The organism is Thermophilibacter sp. ZX-H3 (assembly GCF_052599055.1).
Genome location: NZ_JBQXES010000009.1, coordinates 1 through 21,846, shown reverse-complemented (window position 1 = coordinate 21,846; position 21,846 = coordinate 1). Strand labels below are relative to the sequence as shown.

Genomic DNA, 21,846 nt, shown 5'->3' with positions numbered 1-21,846 from the left:
GCCCCGCAACCTGCCAAGTGTTTTTTCTGGCGGGACGGCCCGCCCGCGCGCCTGCGGTAGAATGGGCCCACGACACGGCACACGCAGCACAACCGAAGGAGACGCCGTGAGCGAGACGAGCCCTATCGCGCAGCAGCACACGCCGCCCGAGGAGATCCTCCTAGGCAGGTATCGCGTTCTCGCGCGCCGGGGGACCGGCGGCTTTGGCACGGTCTGCACCTGCTGGGACCTGCGCCTCCAGCGCCGTGTGGCCATCAAGCGGCTCCCCATCCTCGATGACGCCGCAACCACGACGGCCGAGGAGGCCCTCGCGGAGGCGCGCACGGCGTGCATGCTGGGACACCCCAACATCGTGACGGTCTTTGACTTTGAGTCCGACGGGGCCTACGCGTACATCGTCATGGAGTACGTCGACGGGCTCAACCTCGCCGAGCTGCTCGCCCGCGTGGAGGGCGGCAGGCTCACCTGCGAGGAGTGCGCGCAGGTGCTCGATTCCGTGGCCCGCGCGCTCGAGTTTGCCCACGAGAACCGCGTCCTGCACCTGGACATCAAGCCCACCAACATCATGATCGACCGGCAGGGCGTGGTGAAGCTCGCGGACTTTGGCATGGCCACGCTCGCCTCGGCCGCCGGATACGGCGGGGCGCGCGGCGGCACCGTGGGCTATATGCCCCCCGAGCAAATCGAGGGCATGCTCGTGGACGAGCGCAGCGACGTCTTCTCGCTCGCCGTGGTCCTCTGGCAGGCGCTCGGCGGGACCTGCCCCTTTGCCGCGGACTCCGCCGCCGCCTCGCTGCGCCTCATCGAGCGCGGGCCGCGGCGGCCCCTCTCCCGCGACTGCCCGGAGCTGGCCGGAGACCCCGAGCTCATCCTCGCCGACGCGCTCGCCCCCCAGGCCTCCGCGCGGCCTGCCGACGTCCGGGAGTTCGCCGACGAGCTCGTCCCCTGGCTGGGCGACCCGCGCGCCGGCGCAGCGTCGCTCAGGGAGCTCGTTGACCAGGCCGAGAAGGACGACGGGTCGGCGGCCACGCTCGTGGGCGAGCGCCCGCCGATCGCCCTGCGCCTCCCGTGGCTGCCGAGCGCGATCGGCCGCGCCGTCACCGCGCTCGCGACGTTCGCGACCGTCCGGCTCGCGCTGCCCGCGCTGCTTGGACCCGAGTCCGGCGCCGCCGCGGCGGCGTCACTCGCGTGCGCCGTCGCCGCGGCGGCCTGGCCGCCCCTCGGCGGCGCGCTCGGCGGCCTCGCGCTGGCGGGCGCGCTCGGCGTCACCTCTCGGGCGCCCTCGTCGTTCCCGCTTGCGGCCGCGGTGGCGGCGGCGACCCTCGTGTGGTGGGCCGCCGTGGGCCGAAAGGAGCACCTCGGCGGCCTCGCCGTCCTTCTCCCCTGCTGCCTGCCCACGCCCGCCGCGGGCGCGGGCGTGGCGGGGTACGCGCTCGACCCCGGCCCCGCCGCGGTCACGGGCGCGGTCGGCTACCTGCTGGGAAGCCTCTTCGGGTGCGCCGTCGACGCGGGCTTTTCCGCCACGGTGACTGTCGCGGCGCTGCTCGCGGAGTGGTCGGACCCGGCGTTCTGGGCCGTCTGCGCGGGCGCTGCGCTCTGCGGCGCCGTCTCGTCCGCCGTGGCGCTGCGCGGCTCGGTGGCGGCGGGGGTCTGCGGCCAGATCCTCGGCCTCTGCCTGCTTGTCGGCTCCGAGGTCGTCGCAGCTAGCATGGAGAATGCCGGTATATGGGCCGCCCTCGATTGGGAGGCCGTCGTCATTGCGGTACTCTTGTCTGTGCTTTTGTGCATTGCGACAGTCCTCAGAGGGCCGCTCTTCGAGGACCTGGATGACGAGGATGGGTACCATGAGCTTCCTCAGTGACTTTGAGGGGCGCATCAGCTCCGTGTTCGGGGCCGCGCCGCAGGGATATACCGAGCCGTTCTCATTCAAGAAGCTCGCCAAGCGCGCGGCGCGCGAGATGGAGAACGAGACGTACGAGATAGACGGCGTGGACACCGCGCCGGCGCTCTACACCGTGCTCGTCTCCTCCTCCGACGACTCCCTCATGCGGCCGCTCTACGAGCAGATCACCTACGAGATCTCCTCCTTCGTCACGGCCCAGGCCCAGAAGAAGGGCTACGCCTTCGTGGGCAGTCCCCTCGTGCGCTTCATGGTCGACCCGTCGCAGCGCTCTGGCAAGTTCGCCGTCTTCGCGGAGAACGTCGACGCGCGGACGCTCAACCGCCTGCGCGAGGAGGAGCGCGCGTTCCTCGCGGGCAACTCGAGCGCCGGCGGCGCCGCGGCCAAGATCAACCGTCGTGGACCGCAGCCGCGACCCACGCGCCGCCCGTCCGACCGCATGGCGTCGCTCGCCCCGCGCGAGCCCGAGCGCCGTCCCGCGCTCTCCGACTCCGAGGCCGGCCTCGAGGTCATGCCTGCCGAGTTTGACGACGTCGCGGGACCCGTCGCCTCCGCGTCCGAGTCCACGCCCATGCCCGTCGCGGCAGCCGGCACGCCGCTCGTCGCGCCCGCGGCGCAGCCCGCCGCCATCCCGGTTCCGCAGACGCAGCGCCGCAACGTCCCGCTCGTCGACATGAGGCGCGGCGTGGGGGCGGACGCGGTCGCCGGCATCGCCGGCGCGGTCCCCGGGGCCGCCGCCGTGGCGTCCTCCATCCCCGCCCCGGCGCCAGCGCCCGCGGCACCCGCCGAGGACGAGAGCGTGGCCACCTGCCTGCTCATCGACCGCCAGACCGGGCGGACCTTCTCGGCCAAGGCCCCCGCGACCGTCATCGGGCGCGAGCGCTCCCAGGCCGGCGTCGTCCTGCGCGACCCCAACGTCTCCCGCCGCCACGCCCAGCTCTCCTTTGACGGGCGCGACTGGCACATCACCGACCTCAACTCCACCAACGGCACGCTCGTGAACGACGTCGACGTCCAGGACTGCGTCCTGCGCGACGGCGACCTCATCACGCTCGGCCTTGTGAACCTCGAGTTCAGGGAGATGCGCGCATGATCGACCTCGTCCTCTTCGTGGGACGCGTCCTTCTCGTCGTCGTCCTGTACATCTTCCTCTTCGCCGTCATGCGGACGGGCGTGGGCCTCGTGCGGGGCCAGCGTCGCGACGCGGCGATCTGGTCCGTGGACGTGGAGAAGGGCACCCGCTCGCTCAGGGGCCTGCACGTCGACATCCTCGGCCCCGTCGTCATCGGGCGCTCCCCCTCGTCGGACATCGTCGTTGACGAGCCCTACGTCTCGTCAACGCACGCCCGCTTCACCCTCCAGGGGCCGGCCCTCGTGCTCGAGGACCTCGGCTCCACCAACGGAACGCTCGTCAACGGGCACGGCATCGAGCAGCCCGTCACGCTGAGGGAGGGCGACGAGGTCCAGGTGGGCGACACCATCATGAGGGTGAGCCGCGGATGACGGAGGAGTCTCAGGTCATCACCGCCCCGGAGCCCGCCAACGCCCCGGGCCGCGCCGAGATGCCCGTCGAGGGACGCGCCGGCGCGGACAAGGTCACGGGCTCCAACGGGTTCATCTCCTGGGGCTCGCGCAGCGACGTGGGCCTCGTCCGCGGCCACAACGAGGACTCGTTCTTCCTTCGCGCGCCGCTCTTCGTGGTGTCCGACGGCATGGGCGGCCACGCGGCCGGCGAGGTCGCAAGCTCCATCGCCGTTGACACCATCGGCGAGCGCGCGCCCGCGACCGCCGACGACGTCCTGCTCGGCGCCGCCGTCGAGGCTGCGAACCAGGCCGTGATCAAGGGCGCCGAGGAGGGCATCGGCAAGCCCGGCATGGGCTGCACCGCCACCGCCATCCTCATCGAGAAGAACAAGATGGCCGTGGCCCACGTCGGCGACTCGCGCGCCTACGTGCTGCACCACGGCACGCTCGTGCGCGTCACGCACGACCACTCCTACGTCGAGGAGCTCGTCGACTCCGGCCAGATCACGGCCGACGAGGCGCGCACGCACCCCTCGCGCTCCATCATCACCCGAGCGCTCGGCTCGGACCCGGACATGTACGCGGACCACTTCTCCCTCGAGGTCAACACGGGCGACCGCATCATCCTGTGCTCGGACGGCCTCTCGTCGATGATCTCCGACAGCGAGATAGAGTCCGTCGCCGTGTCCAGCGCCACGCCGCAGCAGGCGGCCGACAACCTCGTCTCCGCCGCGCTCACGGCGGGCGGCGCGGACAACGTCACCGTCATCGTCGTTGACGTCCTGAACGACGGCGTCGCCGACGAGATCCGCCGGCGGCTCATCCGGCGCGCCGCCATGATCACGAGCGCCGTGGCCGGCGTCCTCATCGCCGCCTTCCTCGTCACCGCGGCCTTCGTCCGCAGCGAGTGGTACCTCGCCGAGAACGGCGGCACCGTCGCCATCTACCGCGGCATCAAGGGTGACATCCTCGGCATCCCGCTGAACGAGCTCGTGGGGACGAGCGCCGTGAAGGTGAGCGACCTCCCCTCGTCCGTCCAGGACCAGCTCGAGCAGGGCATCCGCGTGAACGGCGAGGAGGCGGCGCTCGAGACAATCGACTCCTACCACCGCCAGATCGACGAGGAGGCCGTGAAGGCCGCCCAGGTGGCCGAGGGGGCCAAGTCCGACGGTCAGCCCGGCGCCGAGGAGGGGGCCGCCACGGAGGACGCCGGTCAGGCGGGCCAGAGCGCTGCCGAGACCCCTCCGACCGAGGGGCAGACGGGCGAAGCAGAGACGAACGGGGGCGAGTGAGATGGCGAGAAGAACGCACTTCTCGGGCGCTCGCACGCGCGCGGCCTACGAGGCCATGGCCGCCCCCTCCGCTCCCGCCCCGCGCGGCCTCTCACGCCGCAACACCGAGCTCTTCCTGCTGTTCCTCGCGGCGGTGCCCGTCGTCCTGCTCTATGCGATGTACGTGGTCACCACCACGGCGCAGCTGAGCCTCGCCACGCTGGGCGTGCCGCTGGGGCTCTTCGCCGCCTTCGGCGCGGCCCACGTCGCCATACGCTTCCTCGCGCCGGGGGCCGACCCCGCCATCCTGCCCATCGTCTTCGCGCTCTCGGGGACGGGCATCACGTTCCTCACGCGTCTCGCGCCCGACCTCGCCGTCAACCAGGTCATCTGGCTCTTCGTCTCCATCGCGGCCATGGTCGTCGTGCTCGCCGTGGTGCGCAACCTCGACCGCCTCGCGGACTTCAAGTACACGCTCGGAATCGCCGGCGTGATCCTGCTGGTGCTGCCCATGATCGTCGGCACCGAGCGCGGCGGGTCCAAACTCTGGATCAACATCGGCGGCTTCACCTTCCAGCCCGGCGAGTTCGCCAAGATCGCCATCGTCCTCTTCCTGGCGTTCTACCTCGCCGCCAACCGCGAGGCGCTCTCGGCCTCCATGCGCAAGATCGGCCCCGTGAGCCTCCCGCGCCTGAGGATGCTCCTGCCGCTCTTCGTGGTCTGGGGCGTGAGCCTGCTCGTCGTGGCCTTTGAGACCGACCTCGGCAGCGCCCTTCTCCTCTTCACGTTCTTCCTCATCATGCTCTACGTGGCCACCGGCCGCGTGAGCTACGTCGTGGTGAGCCTCCTTCTGCTCGCCGTGGGCGGCGTGGCCTGCTACAACCTCTTCGGCCACGTGCAGACGCGCGTGAACATCTGGCTCGACCCGTGGGCCGACGCCTCGGGCGGCGGCTACCAGATCGTGCAGTCGCTCTACTCGCTCGCCGACGGCGGGCTCGTGGGACGCGGCATCGGCAAGGGCATGGCGACGGTCATCCCCGTCGTGGAGAGCGACTTCATCTTCTCCGCCATCGGCGAGGAGATGGGGCTGCTCGGCGGCGCGGCCATCTTGATCCTCTACCTGCTGCTGTGCGTGCGCGGCCTCGCAACGGCGGCGCGCGCCAAGTCCGACACCTCGGCCTTCGCCGCGGTGGGCCTCACGAGCGCCATCTGCTTCCAGGCCTTCCTCATCGTGGGAGGCGTCACCAAGCTCCTGCCGCTCACGGGCGTGACCCTGCCCTTCATGAGCCAGGGCGGCACCTCGCTGCTCGCGAGCTTCATCATCGTTGGCCTGCTCCTGCGCGCGGGAGACGAGGGCACCGGCCGCGGCACCCAGATCGAGAGCGGCCTTTCGGGCGAGAAGAACGTGCGCCCGCCGCTGTCGTCTGTCGCCGAGGGGGCCGGCAAGGTCGGCGCGCACGCGGCGTCCGTGGTGCACGGCAGCCACGCGCGCGGAAGCTTCTCGCTGCTCACGGCCGAGTCCGGCGTCCTGGGCCGCGTGGCGCTCGGAAAGCGTCTGACGAACCTCATCACGGTCTTCTCGCTGCTCTTTGCCGTCCTTATCGCCAACCTCACGTACGTGATGCAGATCGACGCCGCGCGCGTGCAGGACCTGCCCACGAACAACCACACCATCGCCCGGAGCGCCTACGTGCAGCGCGGTGCCATCATCACGTCCGACGGCGTGACGCTGGCCGAGAGCATCCAGCAGGCCGACGGCACCTACCTCCGGAGCTACCCCCAGGGCACGCTCGCGCGCCACACCGTGGGCTACATCTCCCTCCAGTACGGCTCAGCCGGCATCGAGGAGACCATGAACGACACGCTCACCGGGCATGCGGACTACTCCAACTGGAGAAGCGCGCTCTACACCCTCGCGGGCGTCGACCAGCCCGGCTCGACCGTGGCGCTCACCATCAACTCGCTCATCCAGCGCGCGGCGGAGGACGCCCTGCAGGGCTACACCGGCTCGATCGTGATCCTCGACCCCAAGACGGGTGCCGTCCTGGCCAAGGCGTCCAACCCCACCTACACCGTCGACAACCTCGAGTCCGTCATGGCCTCGGGCACGAACGGCGAGCTCATCGACCGCGCGACGAGCGTCCTCTACCCGCCCGGTTCCTCCTTCAAGGCCCTCACGCTGGCCGCCGCGCTCGACTCCGGCACCACCACGCTCGACGCCGTCTACGACGCGAGCGCCGAGATGGAGATCGGCGGCGCACCCGTCACCAACAACCACGACGCCGACTACGGCGAGCTCACGCTGCGCGACGCGCTCGCCGTCTCCTCCAACACCGCCTTCGGGCAGGTCGGCGTGGAGGTGGGAGCCAGCACGCTCGTGAGCTACGCCAACGCCTTCGGATACGGGCGCCGCGTCGGCCAGGACTTCAAGTGCACCGCCTCCCTCATGCCCGACCCGTCCGAGATGACGGAGTGGGAGACCGCGTGGGCGGCCTGCGGCCAGCCCGTGGGCGAGCACGAGAGCCCCGCGGGCCCGCAGACCACCGTCATGCAGAACGCCATGGTGGCCCAGGCCATCGCCAACGGCGGCGTGGTCATGGACCCCTACGTGGTCGACCACGTGCTCTCCCCCGAGGGCGTCGAGACCTCGCGCACCCAGGCCCGCTCGCTCGGGCAGGCCATCTCGGCCGACACCGCCGCACTCGTGAAGGAGGCCATGCTCCAGGTCGTCGAGAGCGGCACGGGCATGGCGGCCCGGGTCCAGGGGACCCGCGTGGCCGGAAAGACCGGCACCGCCGAGGTCGGGGACGGCACCATCAACTCGCTCTTCATCGGCTTCGCGCCGTATGACAACCCGACCCTCGTCATCTCGATCTGCGTCGAGGGCCAGGGGGAGGACGTCGAGGGCCTCGCGGCCTCGCTCGCCGGGCAGGTGCTCGCGCGCGCCCTCGCCGTGCAGTCATCCGGGGCGGGCAGCTGATGGGGGCGCGACAGACCGACAGGACACACTGACCAACGAAGCAGAAACGAACCAGGGACAGAGCAGGACGCGCCCTCGGCGCACAGAAAAGGGGACGCGGCACGGCCGCGAGCGGGATAGGAGTTGAGCATGCCAGGGATGATTCTCGGCGGACGCTACCAGGTGCAGGACAAGATCGGGACGGGAGGCATGGCCACGGTCTTCCGCGGCCTTGACGAGGTGCTCGGCCGCACCGTCGCCATCAAGACGATGCTGCCCCAGTACGCCGCGGACCCGTCCTTCGCCGCGCGCTTCAAGCAGGAGGCGCAGGCGGCGGCGGCGCTCCAGAGCCCCTACATCGTCTCCGTCTACGACTGGGGCAAGGACGCCGACACGTACTACATCGTCATGGAGTACCTGCGCGGCACCGACCTCAAGAGCGGCATTCGCAAGCACGGCGCGCTCGACTGCAAGAAGGTCGCGCAGATCGGCTCGCAGATCGCGCAGGCGCTCTCCGTGGCCCACAAGCACGACATCATCCACCGCGACATCAAGCCGCAGAACATCATGGTGCAGCCGGACGGCAACATCAAGGTGATGGACTTCGGCATCGCGCGCGCCAAGAACAGCCACCTCACGCAGGACAACTCCGTCCTCGGCACGGCCCACTACGTCTCCCCCGAGCAGACGCAGGGCAAGGAGCTCGGGCCCACCACGGACATCTACTCGCTCGGCATCGTGATGTACGAGGCAGCCACCGGGCAGGTCCCCTTCCAGGGCGACGACGCCATCACCGTCGCCCTCAAGCAGGTGAACGAGCAGCCCAAGCCGCCCAGCCAGCTCAACCCCTCCGTGGACCCCGCCCTCGAGTCCATCATCCTCAAGTGCATGCAGAAGAACCCGGCCGACCGCTTCCAGACGGCAGACGAGCTCTTCCGCACGCTGCGCGACTACCTCGCGGGCCGCGTGCAGGCCGTGAACAGCGCCACCGCCATGCTGCCCATCCAGCCCACCAACAAGCTCGAGCGCGGCACGGGCGCCATCCCCGCCACGGGCAGCACCGCCTCCATCCCCCGCGTTGAGCGCACGAACCGCTATCGCGCGCAGAGCGCCACAGAGCAGGCTGCCGAGGAGGAGGCCGAGCGTCAGCGCAGGCACCGTCGCAACGTCATCCTCGGCGTGATCGGCGTCATCGCCGTCGTGGCCGTGGCGGCCGTCGCGCTCTTCTCGATCTTTGGCTCCGGCACCCAGACCAAGCCGGTGCCCAACCTCATCGGCCTCACCCAGGAGCAGGCCATCAAGGCGATCGAGGACAACGGCTTCGAGGTCGGCAAGGTGGAGCAGGGCTACACGTCGGCGCAGGACCCGGGCCTCGTCTACGAGCAGAACCCCCTTGCCACCCGCGCGATGCCCGAGGGCTCCTCCATTGACATCCGCGTCTCCAAGGGTGAGGCGCCGGCCGAGAAGGTCACGGTGCCCGACCTCACGAACCTCCCCGAGGACCAGGTGGAAGACGAGCTTGCCAAGTACAACCTCAAGGGGCGCAAGGGCGAGGACCAGGAGAGCGACTCCATCGAGAAGGGCCGCGTCTGCGCCCAGGACACGCCCGAGGGCACCGAGGTCAACGTCGGCGAGACCATCACCTATCACATCTCCTCCGGCGCGAGCACGGCCGTCATCCCCAACGTGGTGGGCGACTACTACGAGGACGCGCAGGAGCGCCTCTCCAGCAGCGACGGCGAGTTTGACGTCAAGGTGGTCTGGGACTACAGCAACACCGTGGCCGAGGGCAACGTCATCTCCGTCGACCCTGCGGCGGGCAACACCGCCGAGGTGGGCTCCACGGTCACCATCACCGTCTCGAGCGGCCCCAAGCCCGTGGAGAACGTGCCCGTGCCGTACGTCGTGGGCAAGAGCTACTACGACGCCCGCGCGCAGCTCCAGAACCTCGGCTTCGTGGTGCAGCTCGCCTCGGGCAGCAGCGCCGAGGGCGTGGTCGTCAACCAGTCAGCCTGGGAGTCCCTGCCCGAGGGCGGCACGATCGTCCTCACCACCGAGGTCCAGTCCACCGGCAACGAGGGCGGCGGGTCCAACACGGGAACCGAGGGGGGCGGGAACTCCTCCACCGGGGACAACCAGGGCGGCACGAGCGGCGAGGGCACCGGCACCGACATCGGAAACGGCGTCAGTGTCAACTCACGCTCGTCCTCGCGACAGAAGAGCGGCAACTAGCGCAAACGCACCCGACGCCACGACGGCCGGGCCCCGCAGGGCCCGGCCGTTTTTTCTGCCTACAAGATGCCTAAAAGGTGCCTGTCCCCTTTTAGGCATGCCTAAATGGGGACAGGCACCTTTTAGGCATCTTGTACGGAAAAGAAAAGCAGGTCAGACGGCTTATACCGTCTGACCTGCGAGTTTACTGGTGCCCCCGGGCCGATTCGAACGGCCGACACCCGCTTTAGGAGAGCGGTGCTCTATCCCCTGAGCTACGAAGGCAGTGCGTCGAACTATTCTATCACCGCGCACGCGCGGCGACAAAAGCTACTTCTTGACGTTCTTCTCGACCTTCTTCGCGGACGCCTCGGCGCTCGCGCGCTGGAAGAGCTCGAGGAGCTTCTTGTCGGAGAGGCCGCGGACGCGCGCCTCAGCCGCCTTGCGGAACGGGCGGCGCTTCACCATGTCGTAGATGAAGCTACCAATGATGGCGGCATACGCAAAGACGAGCGACGCCACGCTCAGGATGCCCTGCCAGGTGCCGAGGTCGGTGTTCTGTCCAAAGACGTAGGCGCAGATGAGGGAAATGACGGCGAGCGCCATGCCCACGCCGAGAAACGCCCAGAAGACCTTCTCGGTCTTCTTGTAGCCGGGAAGCTCCCGCAGGACGAGGTCGTAGGCGCGGTTGCGGATGTCCTCCTCCTCGCGCTCGCGGCGCTTGCGCTCCTTCTTCTCCTCCTTGGTCTCGGCACGGCCAAGGCCGGAGGCCTTCGCCTTGCTCTCCACGCGCACTGAGGCGCCGGCCTCGCGCACGGGACGCGCCTTGGCCGCAGAGCTGCGCGAGAAGCCCTTGCGCTCCTCGCTCGTGGAGGTCACGGCCTCGGCCTCCTTCTTGGGACGGCCGACGGCGTTGCCCTCGGCCTCGCGACGGGCGCCCTCGATGGTGTCCTTGAGTGACATGAAGCTCCTTCTGCGGTCGTCTTCGACGTTAGCGGGCGGGCACGAACTCGGTGCCGGTGATGATCTGGAAGGCCTCCTGGTAGCGCTTGGAGGTTCCCTCGATGACCTCGGCGGGGATGCGCGGTGGCTCGCCGGTCATGTCCCAGTTGGCGCGCAGCCAGTCGCGGACGTACTGCTTGTCGTAGCTCGGCTGGACCTTGCCCTCCTCGTAGGAGTCGGCAGGCCAGAAGCGGCTGGAGTCGGGGGTGAGGCACTCGTCGATGAGGGTGAGCTTGCCGTCGATGAAGCCAAACTCGAACTTGGTGTCGGCAATGATGATGCCCTGCTCGGCGGCGTAGTCGGCAGCGGCCTTGTAGATCGAGAGGGAGGCATCGCGCAGCTGGGCCGCCACGTCCTCGCCCACGATCTCGCAGCAGCGCTCGAAGGAGATGTTCTCGTCGTGATCGCCGAGCTCCGCCTTGGTGGACGGGGTGAAGATCGGCTCGGGGAGCTTGGAGGCCTCGGTCAGGCCGTCGGGCAGCTTGATGCCGCAGGCGGTGCCGTCCTCGTCGTAGGTCTTCTTGCCGGAGCCGGTGAGGTAGCCGCGGACGATGCACTCGATGGGCACGGTCTGGGCCTTCTTGACCAGCATGGAGCGGCCGGCGAGGTAGTCGGCGTACGGCTTGAACTCCTCAGGGAGGTCGGCCACGTCGCAGGAGATCATGTGATTGGGGATGAGGTCGGCAAAGCGCTCGAACCAGAACGCGGAGATGCGGGTGAGGATCTCGCCCTTGTGCGGGATCTCGTCCGGCAGGATGAAGTCATAGGCGCTAATGCGGTCGGACGCCACCATGAGGAGGCTGTCGCCGCAGTCGTAGATGTCGCGGACCTTGCCGTGCGAGTCCGGACGAAGTTCCATCTCAGCCATTCCGGCCACCTTTCGTAGGCGTTTCACTCAACCATCCAGTATACGTCACTCTCGCCGCGGCGCGGCGAGCACAGCGGCGCTACCGGTCCTTCTCCTTGCGCTCGCGGCGCTGGGGAATCCGCAGCGTGAACGTGGTTCCCTTGCCGAGCTCGGACTCCACGAGGATCGTACCGTTGTGCTTGTCGACGATCTCCTTAGTGATGGCCAGGCCCACGCCAAGACCGCCGGACACGCGCTCGCGGCTCACGTCGGAGCGCCAGAAGCGCGAGAAGGTCTGCGGGATGTCCTCCTTGGCGATGCCGATGCCGGTGTCCTGGACCCCAACCAGCACGTCGGAGCGATCCTGCCGCAGAAAGACCTTCACCCAGCCGTCCGCGTTGGTGTAGCGCATCGCGTTGCTCATGAGGTTCACGATCGCCTCGCGGATGAGGTCAGGGTCGACGTCGGCGTAGAGCTCGCCGTGGGCGGTCTCGTCAACGAAGCGCAGGTGGAGACCGCGCTCGTGGAAGAGCTGGTGCTGGGCGGAGACCAGGCTCTTGACGAGGTACACCATGTCGGTCTTCTCGACCTTGACCTCGGTGGTGCCGTTCTCCAGGCGCGAGAGCTTGAGCATGGCGTCGATGAGGCGGGAGAGGCGGCGCACCTCGGAGGCCACGACCTCCAGGTGCTCGTCGTCCGCGGGCAGGACGCCGTCCTGCATGGCCTCGACCGTGGCCTGCATGGCCATGAGCGGCGTGCGCAGCTCATGGGCGACGTCCCCGGTGAGGCGGTGCTCGAGCTTGATGTCGCGCTCGATGGTCGTGGCCATGTCGTCGAAGGTCTCGCCGAGCTGGCCGATCTCGTCGGCACCCGTGACGCCGGTGCGCGCCGTGAGGTCGCCGTTTCTGATCTGCTTGGCCGTCGAGGTGATGCGCTGGATGGGCTTTGCCATCCCGCGCGAGACAAAGTACCCGATCACGCAGGCGAGAAGGGCCGCGATCGCGGCGGCCGTCGCGATGGCGCCGTACGAGTTGGAGCGGAAGGACGCGTCGCTCTTGGTGAGCAGGGCCTCGGATCCAAAGGCCCAGAGCCGGACCTCGCCGACGACGGCCCCGTCCTCGTCGAGGATCTGCGAGGTGACGAGCGCCTCCTGGGCGGTCGGGACCGTGGCGGGAACGGGCTTCGCGCCCTCGGCGGCATCCGGGGTGAGCGTGGTCGACCGAGCCCAGGTGTCATCGTAGAGCACGTTGCCGTCGGCGTCGACGACCTGGACGACGATGTCAGAGGAGAGCGAGGACGCCCCCGCGGCGGCAGCGGCGGCGGTCTCGTCGAGCTCGCCGGTCTGCTGGTATGCTTCGGATATGCTCTCCGCCGTGGAGTCGGCGATGCTCTGCATGTTCTGGCGGGTGTAGGCCATGAACTGGCCTTCCCACACCATGGCGAGCACCACCACGAGCACCACGGCCGTCATTATCGCCGTCAGCGCAAAGCCGAGGGTGAGGCTCGTGGAGTAGGGGCGCCCGCGCTTGGGCGAGGGCTTGATCGTGTTCCAAGAGCTACGAGAGGACGAGGGCCGCTCGGAGCCGCCCTCGTCCAGCTGTGCGTCCCTTCCGGTGACGAAGCGCGCGGACATCCCGGCGCCTATCGGCTGCCGGCGTCGGCCGCCTTCTCGGGAGCCTCGAAGCGATAGCCGACGCCGTGGACGGTGTAGAGCCAGCGCGGGTTGCGCGGGTCGTCGCCGAGCTTGGCGCGGAGGTTCTTGACGTGGGAGTCGATGGTGCGCTCGTAGCCCTCGAAGTCGTAGCCCAGGACCTTCTCGACAAGCTCCATGCGCGTGTAGACGCGGCCCGGGTAGCGGGCGAGCGTGGTCAGCAGCTTGAACTCGGAGGCGGTGAGGTCGACCTCCTTGCCCTCCACGAGGACCTTGTGGCCCGAGATGTCGATCACGAGATCGCCGAAGTCGAGCACCTCGAGCTGCGGCTCGGTCTCGGTGTGGGCGCGACGAAGCAGGGCGCGCACGCGGGCGACGAGCTCGCGCGGCGAGAAGGGCTTGATGAGGTAGTCATCGGCACCGAGCTCGAGGCCGATGATGCGGTCCTCGACCTCGCCCTTGGCGGTGAGCATGATGATGGGCACGTTGGACGTCTCGCGGATGGCGCGGCAGACGCGCTCGCCCGAGAGCTTGGGGAGCATGAGGTCGAGGATCACGAGGTCGAAGGTGTGCTTCTCAAACTCCTCGACGGCGCTCTGGCCGTCGCCGACGCCGCGCACGATATAGCTCTCGCGCTCGAGGTACGCCGCGACGGCGTCCCTGATTGCCTTCTCGTCCTCAACGAGCAGAATCTTCTTCTCATCTGAAGCCATGCTGGCCTCCTCGCTAACGACTGGTCGTCTCCGGGAAATCCGGTCCGTGGATGACCCTAGTGTACCCTACCGGGCCGCTGGAGATTCCAAGTTACAGGCGGAAGGTACGCACCGCAACGGAAGCGGGGTAGCCGGTGTCCGCGTCCTTGACCGTCGAGAAGGTCACAAAGAGGTCGCACTCTCCCACGCGGGCCGGGTACTCCCCGTAGTCGACGATGCGGTCTGCCGAGGGCAGCGCCGAGTACTGGCGCTTGGCGAGGTCGAGCACGAGGTATGTGGCGTTGCTCTTGACGATGAACAGGTCGCCGTTGCCGCAGCCGCACTCGGACGGCTCGCGGTTGAGGCGGTAGAAGCCGGCCGAGGACGTCCCGATGTAGGTGCCCATCTGCCCGAGGAGGCCGCCGGTGCTGTAGCTGGCCTCAACCGAGACGAGAAACCGGTCCCCCACGCGGGCCGCGCGGAACGGTCGCACGCCCTGGGGCATGACGAGCTGGTCGATCCTCGTCTTGAGGTCGTCCGAGAGGGAGTAGGCGGTGACGCCGTAGTAGGTCCCCTCGGAGGCGCGCACGCGCGGAGCGAGCGTGACGACCTCGCCCGAGACGGTCGGCCACGTGGCAAAGCGGCCCGGGGACTCCACCACCGCCTGGGCGTCCGAGTCCCCGGCATGCCAGATGTAGCAGAAGGAGTGCTCCTGCGTCTTGGTCCCGAGCGTCGACGGCTGGACCTGCCAGATCACGCTCGAGCCGGAGACGGCGAAGGGGGCTGGGTCATAGTCCGAGGTGCCCTCCCAGAGGGTCTTGGTGTCCCCGGTCAGCTCGCCGGCGGAAAACGAGGACGCATGGAGCGACCACGCCCGCGTCACCAGGTCGAGCTCGGTCCAGGCGTACACGCTGTCCGAGCAGCGCGCGTCATAGATGACCGAAGTCGCCGAGCCGCTGACGGGCTCGGGGACGACCTCCATGAGCTCCCCGGACGCGAGCGAGAAGGCCGATCCCGTGACCATCGGCGTGGCAGAGGACCCCGCCGTGGTGACGGGAATCCACGTGCCCTCGGCCGGGTGGAGCACGTTGCCGAGCGGCAGGGTCCACGACCCCTCGACGGCGAGCGTCGTGTCCACGCCCTCGAACTCCGAGAGGATGTCGTCCGCCTCGGACTCGTCGACCACGGTGGGGTCTGCCACGGTGTCGTTCGCACCATGCGTGCAGCCGGCCAGGATGCCGACCGCCGCCGCGGTCACACCGCCGACCGCCGTCGCCTTGAAGAGCGAGCGGCGCGTCATCTTGAGCTTGGGGAGCCTCACCGGGTCGACCGTCCTTCTCGCCTAGCGCGCCTGGGCCGAGGCCTCGACGAGGGCCCGCGCGAGCTGGTCGGCGCAGGAGGTCTGGCGCGGGCCGCAGGTGTTGCCGGAGAGGATGCCCACGATCTCGTCGACGGGATGGCCGGCGACGAGCTTGCTCACGGCCTTGAGGTTGCCGTTGCAGCCGCCCTCAAAGGAGACCTGCTCGATAGTCTTGCCGTCGTCCGCAAGGTCGATGTGGATGGCGCGCGAGCAGACCCCGCGCGGCGTGTAGTCAAAGTGCATGTCCGCTCCTTCCGTGCAAAAGGGACAGTCACTTTTGCACGCTCTCTGATGTCTGTCGCCGGCGTGCAAAAGTGACTGTCCCTTTTGCACGGCGCGCGGTTAGTCGAAGTTGAGCTGCTCCAGGCGGTCAAAGACGACGCCGGCGCGCGTGAGGAAGGCGCGCGGGTCGAAGATGGCGTCGAGCTCGGCGGCGGGCACGGTGCAACGCGGGTCTGCCTCGAGCTTCTCGCGGAACGTGGTACCGCCGGCACACTGCTGGACCTCGTGCCACGTGGCCATGGCGTTCTCCTGCACGATGGCGTAGGCCTCCTCGCGCGTGATGCCCGTCTCCACGAGGGCGAGAAGGACCTTGGACGAGAAGATCAGGCCGCGGGTCTTGTTGAGGTTGGCGAGCATCTGGGCCGGGTAGAGGATGAGGCCGTCCACGATGCGCGTGAGGCACTGGAACATGTGGTCGAGGGCGATGAAGCTGTCGGCCTGCGCCACGCGCTCGGCGGAGGAGTGCGAGATGTCGCGCTCGTGCCAGAGGGCCACGTTGTCAAAGGCAACCTGCGCGTTGGCCTTCACCACGCGGGAGAGGCCGCAGACCTTCTCCACGGTGATGGGGTTGCGCTTGTGCGGCATGGCCGAGCTGCCCTTCTGGCCCTTGCGGAACGGCTCCTCGGCCTCGAGGGTGTCGGTCTTCTGGAGGTTGCGGATCTCCGTGGCGATGCGCTCGCAAGTGGCGGCGGTGGTGGCCAGGACGCCGGCGAGGTAGGCGTGGTGGTCGCGGGAGATGACCTGCGTGGACAGCGGGTCGTGCACGAGGCCCAGGTGCTCGCAGACGTACTCCTCGACGAACGGGTCGATGGAGGAGTAGGTGCCCACCGCGCCGGAGATGGCGCCGAAGGCCACGTTGGCGCGGGCGTCCTTGAGGCGGTCGTAGTCGCGCTTGAGCTCCCAGGCCCAGCTGCCGAACTTCATGCCGAAGGTCATGGGCTCGGCGTGGATTCCGTGGGTGCGGCCCACGCAGAGGGTGTCGCGCTCCTCGAAGGCACGGCGCTTGCAGATCTCGCCGAGCTTCTTGCAGTCCTCGATCAGGATGTCGGTGGCCTGGACGAGCTGATAGCAGAGAGCCGTGTCGCCAAGGTCGGAGGAGGTCATGCCAAAGTGGACCCAACGGGACGGCTTGGGCTCGCCCTCGGGGACGTCGTGATCGATGTACTCGCCCATGTTGGTAAGGAAGGCGATGACGTCGTGGTTGGTCACGGCCTCGATGGCGTCGACCTCGTCCTTGTTGAAGGCGGCGTGCTCGCGGATCCAAGCGGCCTCCTCGCGCGTGATGCCGATCTTGCCCATCTCGGCGTGCGCCTCACAGGCCAGGACCTCGATCTCCTGCCAGATGAGGTACTTGTTCTCCAGGGAGAAGATGTGGCCCATCTCAGGACGGGTGTAGCGATCGATCATGAGGCCTCCTCGGCTTAGGCGCGCGTCCAACGGATTGATTTTACCGCAGGGCGTGGGACGATACGTACGGCCCAACGGACGCCCCACAAACGAGCGGGGCCCCGCGCGCGGCGAGGCCCCGAAGGCGCCGTCGTCATGACGGCGTTTGGTCATGTTCGGACACGCTAGCGACGCGCGCGTCGCCTCGCTATGACGGTGCCCGCGAGCGCGGCGACCCCAGCCAGGGCAACTACCACGGGGGCGGCGGTGTTGAGGTCGTCGCCGGTCTCGGGGACCGTAGGCGCCGCGTCCTTCTCGCCCGCCGCCCCGGCGTCGGGAAGCTCGCTCCACTTGGCGTAGAGCGTGAGGTCCTCGGTCACGGCGGCGTCGAAATCGTATGCCTCACGGGCCCAGCCGCCGTCATAGGCGTACCAGCCCTCGAACTTCCAGCCTTTGAGGGACGGGTCCTTGGGTCTTGGCGTGGCGCGGCCCTCGGTCACCTCGTAGGCGACGTTTTCCGTCCCCTTGAGGCAGTCGTCAAAGGTGACGGTAAAGACCCTGAGCTTGGCCAGGACGAGCGCATCCTTTGTGGTCTCCTTGGTCATGTCCTCGTCGGAGAAGAGCTTCCCGCAGGTGGAGCACTCCCAGTACTCCGCACGACCCTCCGCCCTGGTCGTAGGCGCGATGCGCTCGTGGTGGACGGCCTCGTGGCCCGTCGCAGGAACGACGACGTCACCCGCAGGATCGAGTGTGCGGTCGTCCAGGAAGGTCTTTCCGCAGACCTCGCAGGTCCAGTGGGCGAGGCTGCCCGGCTCGGTGCAGGTGGCCGCCTTGGGGGCGTGCGCCGTCAGCCTGTGCGCGGCGAGCGGAATGACCAGGTCGTCGGCAGAGACGGGCTGCGTGCCCCTCTCGTCCTTGAAGAGGCCGCCGCAGCTGGTGCAGCGCCAGTGCGCCGCGGTGCCAGTCTCCGCGCAGGTGGCAGGGACCTCCGCGACGGCCGTGAGCGCGTGGGGCGCGAGGTCGGTTCCGAGCTGCTCGGCCGTCACCTCTGTCGTGCCCGCCTCGTCGGAGAAGAGCTTGCCGCAGACGGAGCACTTCCAATGGTCACGAACGCCTGGCTCGGTGCAGGTCGCGGGCGTCCCGCCCACCTCGGCGAGCGCGTGGGGCGCGAGGTCGGTGGCCAGGCTCTCCGCTGTTGCCTCAACGCTGCCTGCCTCGTCAGCGAAGAGCTTGCCGCAGAGCGCGCACGTCCAGTGGGCGGCCGTTCCGGGCTTCGTGCAGGTGGCAGGGGTCTCCTCGACGGCTGCGAGCGCATGCCCGCCGATCGGGAGCACGAGCTCGTCAAGCGTCACGGCCTGCGCGGCGCCCTCGTCAGCGAAGCGCCCGCCACAGACGGAGCAGTGCCAGTGCCCGGCCGTCCCAGACTGAACGCATGTGGACGGGACCTCGGGAACGTACTCGAGGTCATGGGCAGCCAGCGGGAGCGCCAGGTCGCCCGCGGACACGGCCTGCTCGGCCTTGTCATCCCCGAAGAGCTCCCCGCAGGCCTCGCACCTCCAGTGGGCGGCAGTGCCGGGGGCGACGCAGGTGGATGCCACCTCCTGCACGGAGGCGAGGGTGTGGCCCGTGGGCGCGATCGACGGGCTCTCCTGGAGCTCCGTCGTTGCGGACGCATCCGCAAAGAGCTTGCCGCAGCCGGCGCACTCCCAGTACGCCTTTGTTCCCGGCGTCGTGCAGGTCGCAGGCGCCTCCTCATGGGCAACAAGATCGTGCGCGTGCACGGGCTCGGGCTCCGCGGCCGTGGTCACCAGCCACACGCCATCCTTCTCGATCGCCTCATGGCCATCCGGGACAAAGCCCTCCGGAGGCTCCACGTGGAACGTCCCGCCCATGACGAGGACCGTCGCCCCGTCGCCTCTCACGAGTGGGAACTCGCCGGCGGGGTCAACCATGGACCCGGTCTGGCCCTCGCTGGAATCAAGAACCGTCAGGCTCGCGCCCTTCGCGCGCAGGACGCCCGTCAGTGTGAAGCCGTTGAGGTCGAGCGTGACGTCTTCGGTCACGTCCACCCGCCCCTCAAGCGTCACGTCGGCGGTCAGCGTGACCTCGCCGCCGGCATCGAGCGCGGCGACGAGCGTCTCGGCGTCGAGCGGGGCTCCCGCGGGATCCCCCGGCTCGACAACGCCCGTCGAGCCGCCGGCAACATCACCCTCTACGGCATACGCGTGCGCCCCGAGCGCGGGCGCGAGGGTGAGCGCGGTGCCGAGCAGCACCGCGAGGGGCCAGAGGGCCCATCTGCGATCCCGTCTCATAGTTCCCGCCCTTCTCGCGTAGGAATAGAGGGATACCTACTGAGAAGATGCCCGTACTTGCACATTTGCCGCAGATGCAAACCCCCTCGTCGGCAAGCGAGGGGGTCAAGTCGGTGAATGGTTTTATGCGATTTAGGCGACGGTCTCCGCGTCTTTCTCGAGCGCGGAGCGTGCCTCGTCAAGCTGCACGACGACCGCATCATGCCCGGTGCCGCCATACGTCACGCGGGCGTTGGCGATGCCGGCCGGGTCCAGGTCCTGCGCGATGTCCGCCTCAAAGAGCGGGCTCGCCGCGGCGAACTCCTCGGCCGTGAGGTCCTCGAGGCCCTTGCCGTGCTTCTCGCAGTAGAGCACGAGCTCGCCCACCACGCGGTGCGCCTCGCGGAAGGGCATACCCTTCTTGGCAAGGTAGTCGGCCACGTCCGTGGCGGCCGAGAAGCCCGTCCCCGCCTGTGCGAGCATGACGTCGGCGTTGACGGTCCAGGTCTCCACCATGCCCGCGGCGATCTCCATGCAGTCGGAGAGCGTGCGCGCGGCGTCGAGCGGGCCCTCCTTGCACTCCTGGAGGTCCTTGTTGTAGGCCAGCGGCAGCGACTTCATCGTGGTGAGCAGCGCCATCAGGTCGCCATAGACGCGACCGGTCTTGCCGCGCGTAAGCTCGGCGAAGTCGGGGTTCTTCTTCTGCGGCATGATCGATGAGCCGGTGGAGTACGCATCGGAGAGGGTGATGAAGCCGAACTCCGTGGAGCTCCACAGCACGATCTCCTCGCAGAGGCGCGAGAGGTGCATCATGCTCACGGCGCAGGCGTACTCGAGGTCGAGCAGGTAGTCGCGGTCGGAGACGGCGTCGAGCGAGTTGGGGATGGCGCGGGAGAAGCCCAGGAGCTCCGTGGTGCGCTCGCGGTCGAGCGGGTAGGTGGTGCCGGCGAGCGCCGCCGCGCCGAGCGGGTTGGCATCGGCCGCCGTGCGCGCCGCAGCGAGACGGGTGAAGTCGCGCGAGAACATCCAGAAGTACGCGAGCAGGTGGTGGGAGAGCAGCACCGGCTGGGCGTGCTGTAGGTGCGTGTAGCCGGGCATCACGACGTCGAGGTTCTGGGAGGCCGCCTCCACGAGGACGCGACGCAGGGCGACGTTGCCCGCGAGCAGCTGGTCGCAGAGGTCCTTGGCGAGCAGGCGGATGTCCGTGGCGACCTGATCGTTGCGACTGCGGCCCGTATGGAGGCGCCCGCCGGCCGCGCCGATGCTGCGCGTGAGCGCGCCCTCCACGGCCATGTGGACGTCCTCGTCATTGACGTCCCAGGCGAAGGAGCCGTCCTCGATCTGGCGTGCGATGTCAGCGAGGCCCGCATCGATCGCGGCCTGATCTTCGGAGGAAATGATGCCCTGCTCAGCGAGCATGCGAGCGTGCGCGCGGCTGCCGGCGATGTCCTGGGCCGCCATGTTCTTGTCGATCTCGAGGCTCGCGCCGAACTCCTGCGTGAACGCGTCCACGCCCTTCTCGAACCTGCCGCCCCACAGCGCCATCATAGCCTCCTTGCTCGCGATTTGACGCGTCTAGCTTACCAAAGGGCAGACCGCTCCCAAAAAGTCCCCAATGTTTGTTTCTTTGATTTTATCGATAATGATTGGATTAGCATACTAATCTAGTACATTATGTCCGCTACATAATATACTAGATTCGTGATTGGATTTCCGGTGCATCTCTGCGTCAACAAGCTCTCAGCGCTCGCGCTTCTCCGTCACGTGAGGATCACGGGGGAATACGCATCCGCCCAGGTCTGCGGCCTCCCCGAGCCCGACCCCCATCCGCAGCGCAGGTGGAGTGCGCGGATCATCCCCCATCAGCTCCTCGGCCTATCGGATCCGCCCAGCAGCTCTCGGCCCGTCTATGTGGCAGTCCCCTCGAAGGGGACGCGACCGCTCGCCTCCTTCTTCAAGAACACCCTCTACCTCTCGGGACTTCCCGAGGGGTCGTTCCTCCGGCTTGGCGAGAACCTCACGATCCCGTGCCCTGAGCTTCTCTTTGTCGAGCTCGCCACGATCATGAAGCCCGCCGCGCTCGGCCTCTTGGGATACGAGCTGTGCGGGAGCTTCTGTCGCGACCCCCTCAACCCTCGGTCTGGGAAGGTCACCCATGGGCTCAGTCCTGTCACAGACGTTGCGAGCATCCGCTCTTTCATTGAGGAGACACACAGGCTAACGGGGACGAGCGCGGCGCGGCGCGCCCTTCTCAGCGTCGAGGACAACGCCTGGTCGGCAATGGAGGCGACCATGGCGCTGCTCCTCAAGAAGCCCGTCGCCGAACATGGATACGGAATTCGAAGATGTGGCCCCTAACGAGAAGCATAGCCCCTGAGTTTCTGTCCGGTCGCCGGCGTACGCTCGCAGCGAGGGGCACGACGGCGTAGGGAGGTCGCGATGGCGAGCATGACGGGCAGGGACGTGGCGG

At 68.5% G+C, this 21,846-nt stretch carries 16 protein-coding genes and 1 tRNA gene; 7 read left to right on the top strand and 10 right to left on the bottom strand.

Annotation, left to right across the window (positions count from 1 at the left end; genetic code table 11):
- Nucleotides 1-106 precede the first annotated feature (106 nt).
- The 6 genes from ACULPM_RS05115 (at nucleotide 107) to pknB (ending at nucleotide 9,886) form a co-directional block, all read left to right on the top strand.
- Nucleotides 107-1,861: a serine/threonine-protein kinase gene (locus ACULPM_RS05115; protein ID WP_445331957.1), complete on the top strand. Its 1,755-nt coding sequence runs from the start codon at nucleotides 107-109 to the stop codon at nucleotides 1,859-1,861.
- Nucleotides 1,845-2,993 carry an FhaA domain-containing protein gene (locus tag ACULPM_RS05110; RefSeq protein WP_445331958.1) on the top strand — a complete coding sequence of 383 codons (1,149 nt, stop codon included), beginning with the start codon at nucleotides 1,845-1,847 and terminating at the stop codon, nucleotides 2,991-2,993. The genes ACULPM_RS05115 and ACULPM_RS05110 overlap by 17 nt, the downstream gene beginning before the upstream one ends.
- Complete coding sequence (locus tag ACULPM_RS05105) at nucleotides 2,990-3,403, top strand: FHA domain-containing protein (protein WP_075279122.1); 414 nt, start codon at nucleotides 2,990-2,992, stop codon at nucleotides 3,401-3,403. Before ACULPM_RS05110 ends, ACULPM_RS05105 begins: the two co-directional genes overlap by 4 nt.
- On the top strand, nucleotides 3,400-4,716 hold the full coding sequence (locus ACULPM_RS05100; protein ID WP_445331959.1) for a Stp1/IreP family PP2C-type Ser/Thr phosphatase: 1,317 nt from the start codon (nucleotides 3,400-3,402) through the stop codon (nucleotides 4,714-4,716). The genes ACULPM_RS05105 and ACULPM_RS05100 overlap by 4 nt, the downstream gene beginning before the upstream one ends.
- 55 nt (nucleotides 4,717-4,771) lie before the next feature.
- Entirely contained in the window at nucleotides 4,772-7,675 is a 2,904-nt protein-coding gene (locus ACULPM_RS05095; RefSeq protein WP_445331968.1) for an FtsW/RodA/SpoVE family cell cycle protein, read from the top strand.
- Between the two features lie 129 nt (nucleotides 7,676-7,804).
- Nucleotides 7,805-9,886: a Stk1 family PASTA domain-containing Ser/Thr kinase gene (pknB, locus tag ACULPM_RS05090; protein ID WP_445331960.1), complete on the top strand. Its 2,082-nt coding sequence runs from the start codon at nucleotides 7,805-7,807 to the stop codon at nucleotides 9,884-9,886.
- 188 nt (nucleotides 9,887-10,074) lie between these two features.
- Here pknB and ACULPM_RS05085 read toward each other — a convergent pair.
- The 10 genes from ACULPM_RS05085 to argH form a co-directional block, all read right to left on the bottom strand.
- Nucleotides 10,075-10,150 (bottom strand) — tRNA-Arg (locus ACULPM_RS05085).
- A gap of 45 nt (nucleotides 10,151-10,195) precedes the next feature.
- Nucleotides 10,196-10,828, bottom strand: coding sequence for an APC family permease (locus ACULPM_RS05080; protein ID WP_167930721.1), 633 nt, complete (start codon nucleotides 10,826-10,828; stop codon nucleotides 10,196-10,198).
- A 28-nt stretch (nucleotides 10,829-10,856) separates the two neighbouring features.
- Entirely contained in the window at nucleotides 10,857-11,735 is an 879-nt protein-coding gene (locus ACULPM_RS05075) for a phosphoribosylaminoimidazolesuccinocarboxamide synthase (protein WP_445331961.1), read from the bottom strand.
- A gap of 79 nt (nucleotides 11,736-11,814) precedes the next feature.
- On the bottom strand, nucleotides 11,815-13,347 hold the full coding sequence (locus tag ACULPM_RS05070; RefSeq protein WP_445331962.1) for an ATP-binding protein: 1,533 nt from the start codon (nucleotides 13,345-13,347) through the stop codon (nucleotides 11,815-11,817).
- Nucleotides 13,348-13,355: 8 nt separating this feature from the next.
- A complete protein-coding gene (locus ACULPM_RS05065; protein WP_167930723.1) occupies nucleotides 13,356-14,078 on the bottom strand; it encodes a response regulator transcription factor in 723 nt (240 codons plus the stop codon).
- A gap of 91 nt (nucleotides 14,079-14,169) precedes the next feature.
- Entirely contained in the window at nucleotides 14,170-15,378 is a 1,209-nt protein-coding gene (locus tag ACULPM_RS05060; RefSeq protein WP_445331963.1) for a Tat pathway signal protein, read from the bottom strand.
- A gap of 21 nt (nucleotides 15,379-15,399) precedes the next feature.
- Entirely contained in the window at nucleotides 15,400-15,660 is a 261-nt protein-coding gene (locus tag ACULPM_RS05055) for a TIGR03905 family TSCPD domain-containing protein (protein ID WP_167930724.1), read from the bottom strand.
- 99 nt (nucleotides 15,661-15,759) lie between these two features.
- On the bottom strand, nucleotides 15,760-17,106 hold the full coding sequence (purB, locus tag ACULPM_RS05050; protein ID WP_445331964.1) for an adenylosuccinate lyase: 1,347 nt from the start codon (nucleotides 17,104-17,106) through the stop codon (nucleotides 15,760-15,762).
- A 164-nt stretch (nucleotides 17,107-17,270) separates the two neighbouring features.
- Nucleotides 17,271-19,397: an InlB B-repeat-containing protein gene (locus ACULPM_RS05045; RefSeq protein WP_445331965.1), complete on the bottom strand. Its 2,127-nt coding sequence runs from the start codon at nucleotides 19,395-19,397 to the stop codon at nucleotides 17,271-17,273.
- Between the two features lie 132 nt (nucleotides 19,398-19,529).
- Nucleotides 19,530-20,921 (bottom strand): argininosuccinate lyase, encoded by a 1,392-nt coding sequence (gene argH, locus ACULPM_RS05040; protein ID WP_445331966.1) that lies wholly within the window; start codon nucleotides 20,919-20,921, stop codon nucleotides 19,530-19,532.
- 171 nt (nucleotides 20,922-21,092) lie between these two features.
- Here argH and ACULPM_RS05035 point away from each other — a divergent pair, with 171 nt between their 5' ends.
- Complete coding sequence (locus tag ACULPM_RS05035) at nucleotides 21,093-21,734, top strand: hypothetical protein (RefSeq protein WP_445331967.1); 642 nt, start codon at nucleotides 21,093-21,095, stop codon at nucleotides 21,732-21,734.
- Nucleotides 21,735-21,846 lie beyond the last annotated feature (112 nt).

Bases quoted from the DNA above. Each gene is read 5' to 3' on its own strand.
- ACULPM_RS05110 (WP_445331958.1), top strand. From the start codon at position 1,845: ATGAGCTTCCTCAGTGACTTTGAGGGGCGCATCAGCTCCGTGTTCGGG.
- argH (WP_445331966.1), bottom strand. From the start codon at position 20,921: ATGGCGCTGTGGGGCGGCAGGTTCGAGAAGGGCGTGGACGCGTTCACG.
- pknB (WP_445331960.1), top strand. From the start codon at position 7,805: ATGCCAGGGATGATTCTCGGCGGACGCTACCAGGTGCAGGACAAGATC.
- ACULPM_RS05065 (WP_167930723.1), bottom strand. From the start codon at position 14,078: ATGGCTTCAGATGAGAAGAAGATTCTGCTCGTTGAGGACGAGAAGGCA.
- ACULPM_RS05045 (WP_445331965.1), bottom strand. From the start codon at position 19,397: ATGAGACGGGATCGCAGATGGGCCCTCTGGCCCCTCGCGGTGCTGCTC.
- ACULPM_RS05095 (WP_445331968.1), top strand. From the start codon at position 4,772: ATGGCCGCCCCCTCCGCTCCCGCCCCGCGCGGCCTCTCACGCCGCAAC.
- purB (WP_445331964.1), bottom strand. From the start codon at position 17,106: ATGATCGATCGCTACACCCGTCCTGAGATGGGCCACATCTTCTCCCTG.
- ACULPM_RS05080 (WP_167930721.1), bottom strand. From the start codon at position 10,828: ATGTCACTCAAGGACACCATCGAGGGCGCCCGTCGCGAGGCCGAGGGC.
- ACULPM_RS05105 (WP_075279122.1), top strand. From the start codon at position 2,990: ATGATCGACCTCGTCCTCTTCGTGGGACGCGTCCTTCTCGTCGTCGTC.
- ACULPM_RS05100 (WP_445331959.1), top strand. From the start codon at position 3,400: ATGACGGAGGAGTCTCAGGTCATCACCGCCCCGGAGCCCGCCAACGCC.
- ACULPM_RS05055 (WP_167930724.1), bottom strand. From the start codon at position 15,660: ATGCACTTTGACTACACGCCGCGCGGGGTCTGCTCGCGCGCCATCCAC.
- ACULPM_RS05070 (WP_445331962.1), bottom strand. From the start codon at position 13,347: ATGTCCGCGCGCTTCGTCACCGGAAGGGACGCACAGCTGGACGAGGGC.
- ACULPM_RS05075 (WP_445331961.1), bottom strand. From the start codon at position 11,735: ATGGCTGAGATGGAACTTCGTCCGGACTCGCACGGCAAGGTCCGCGAC.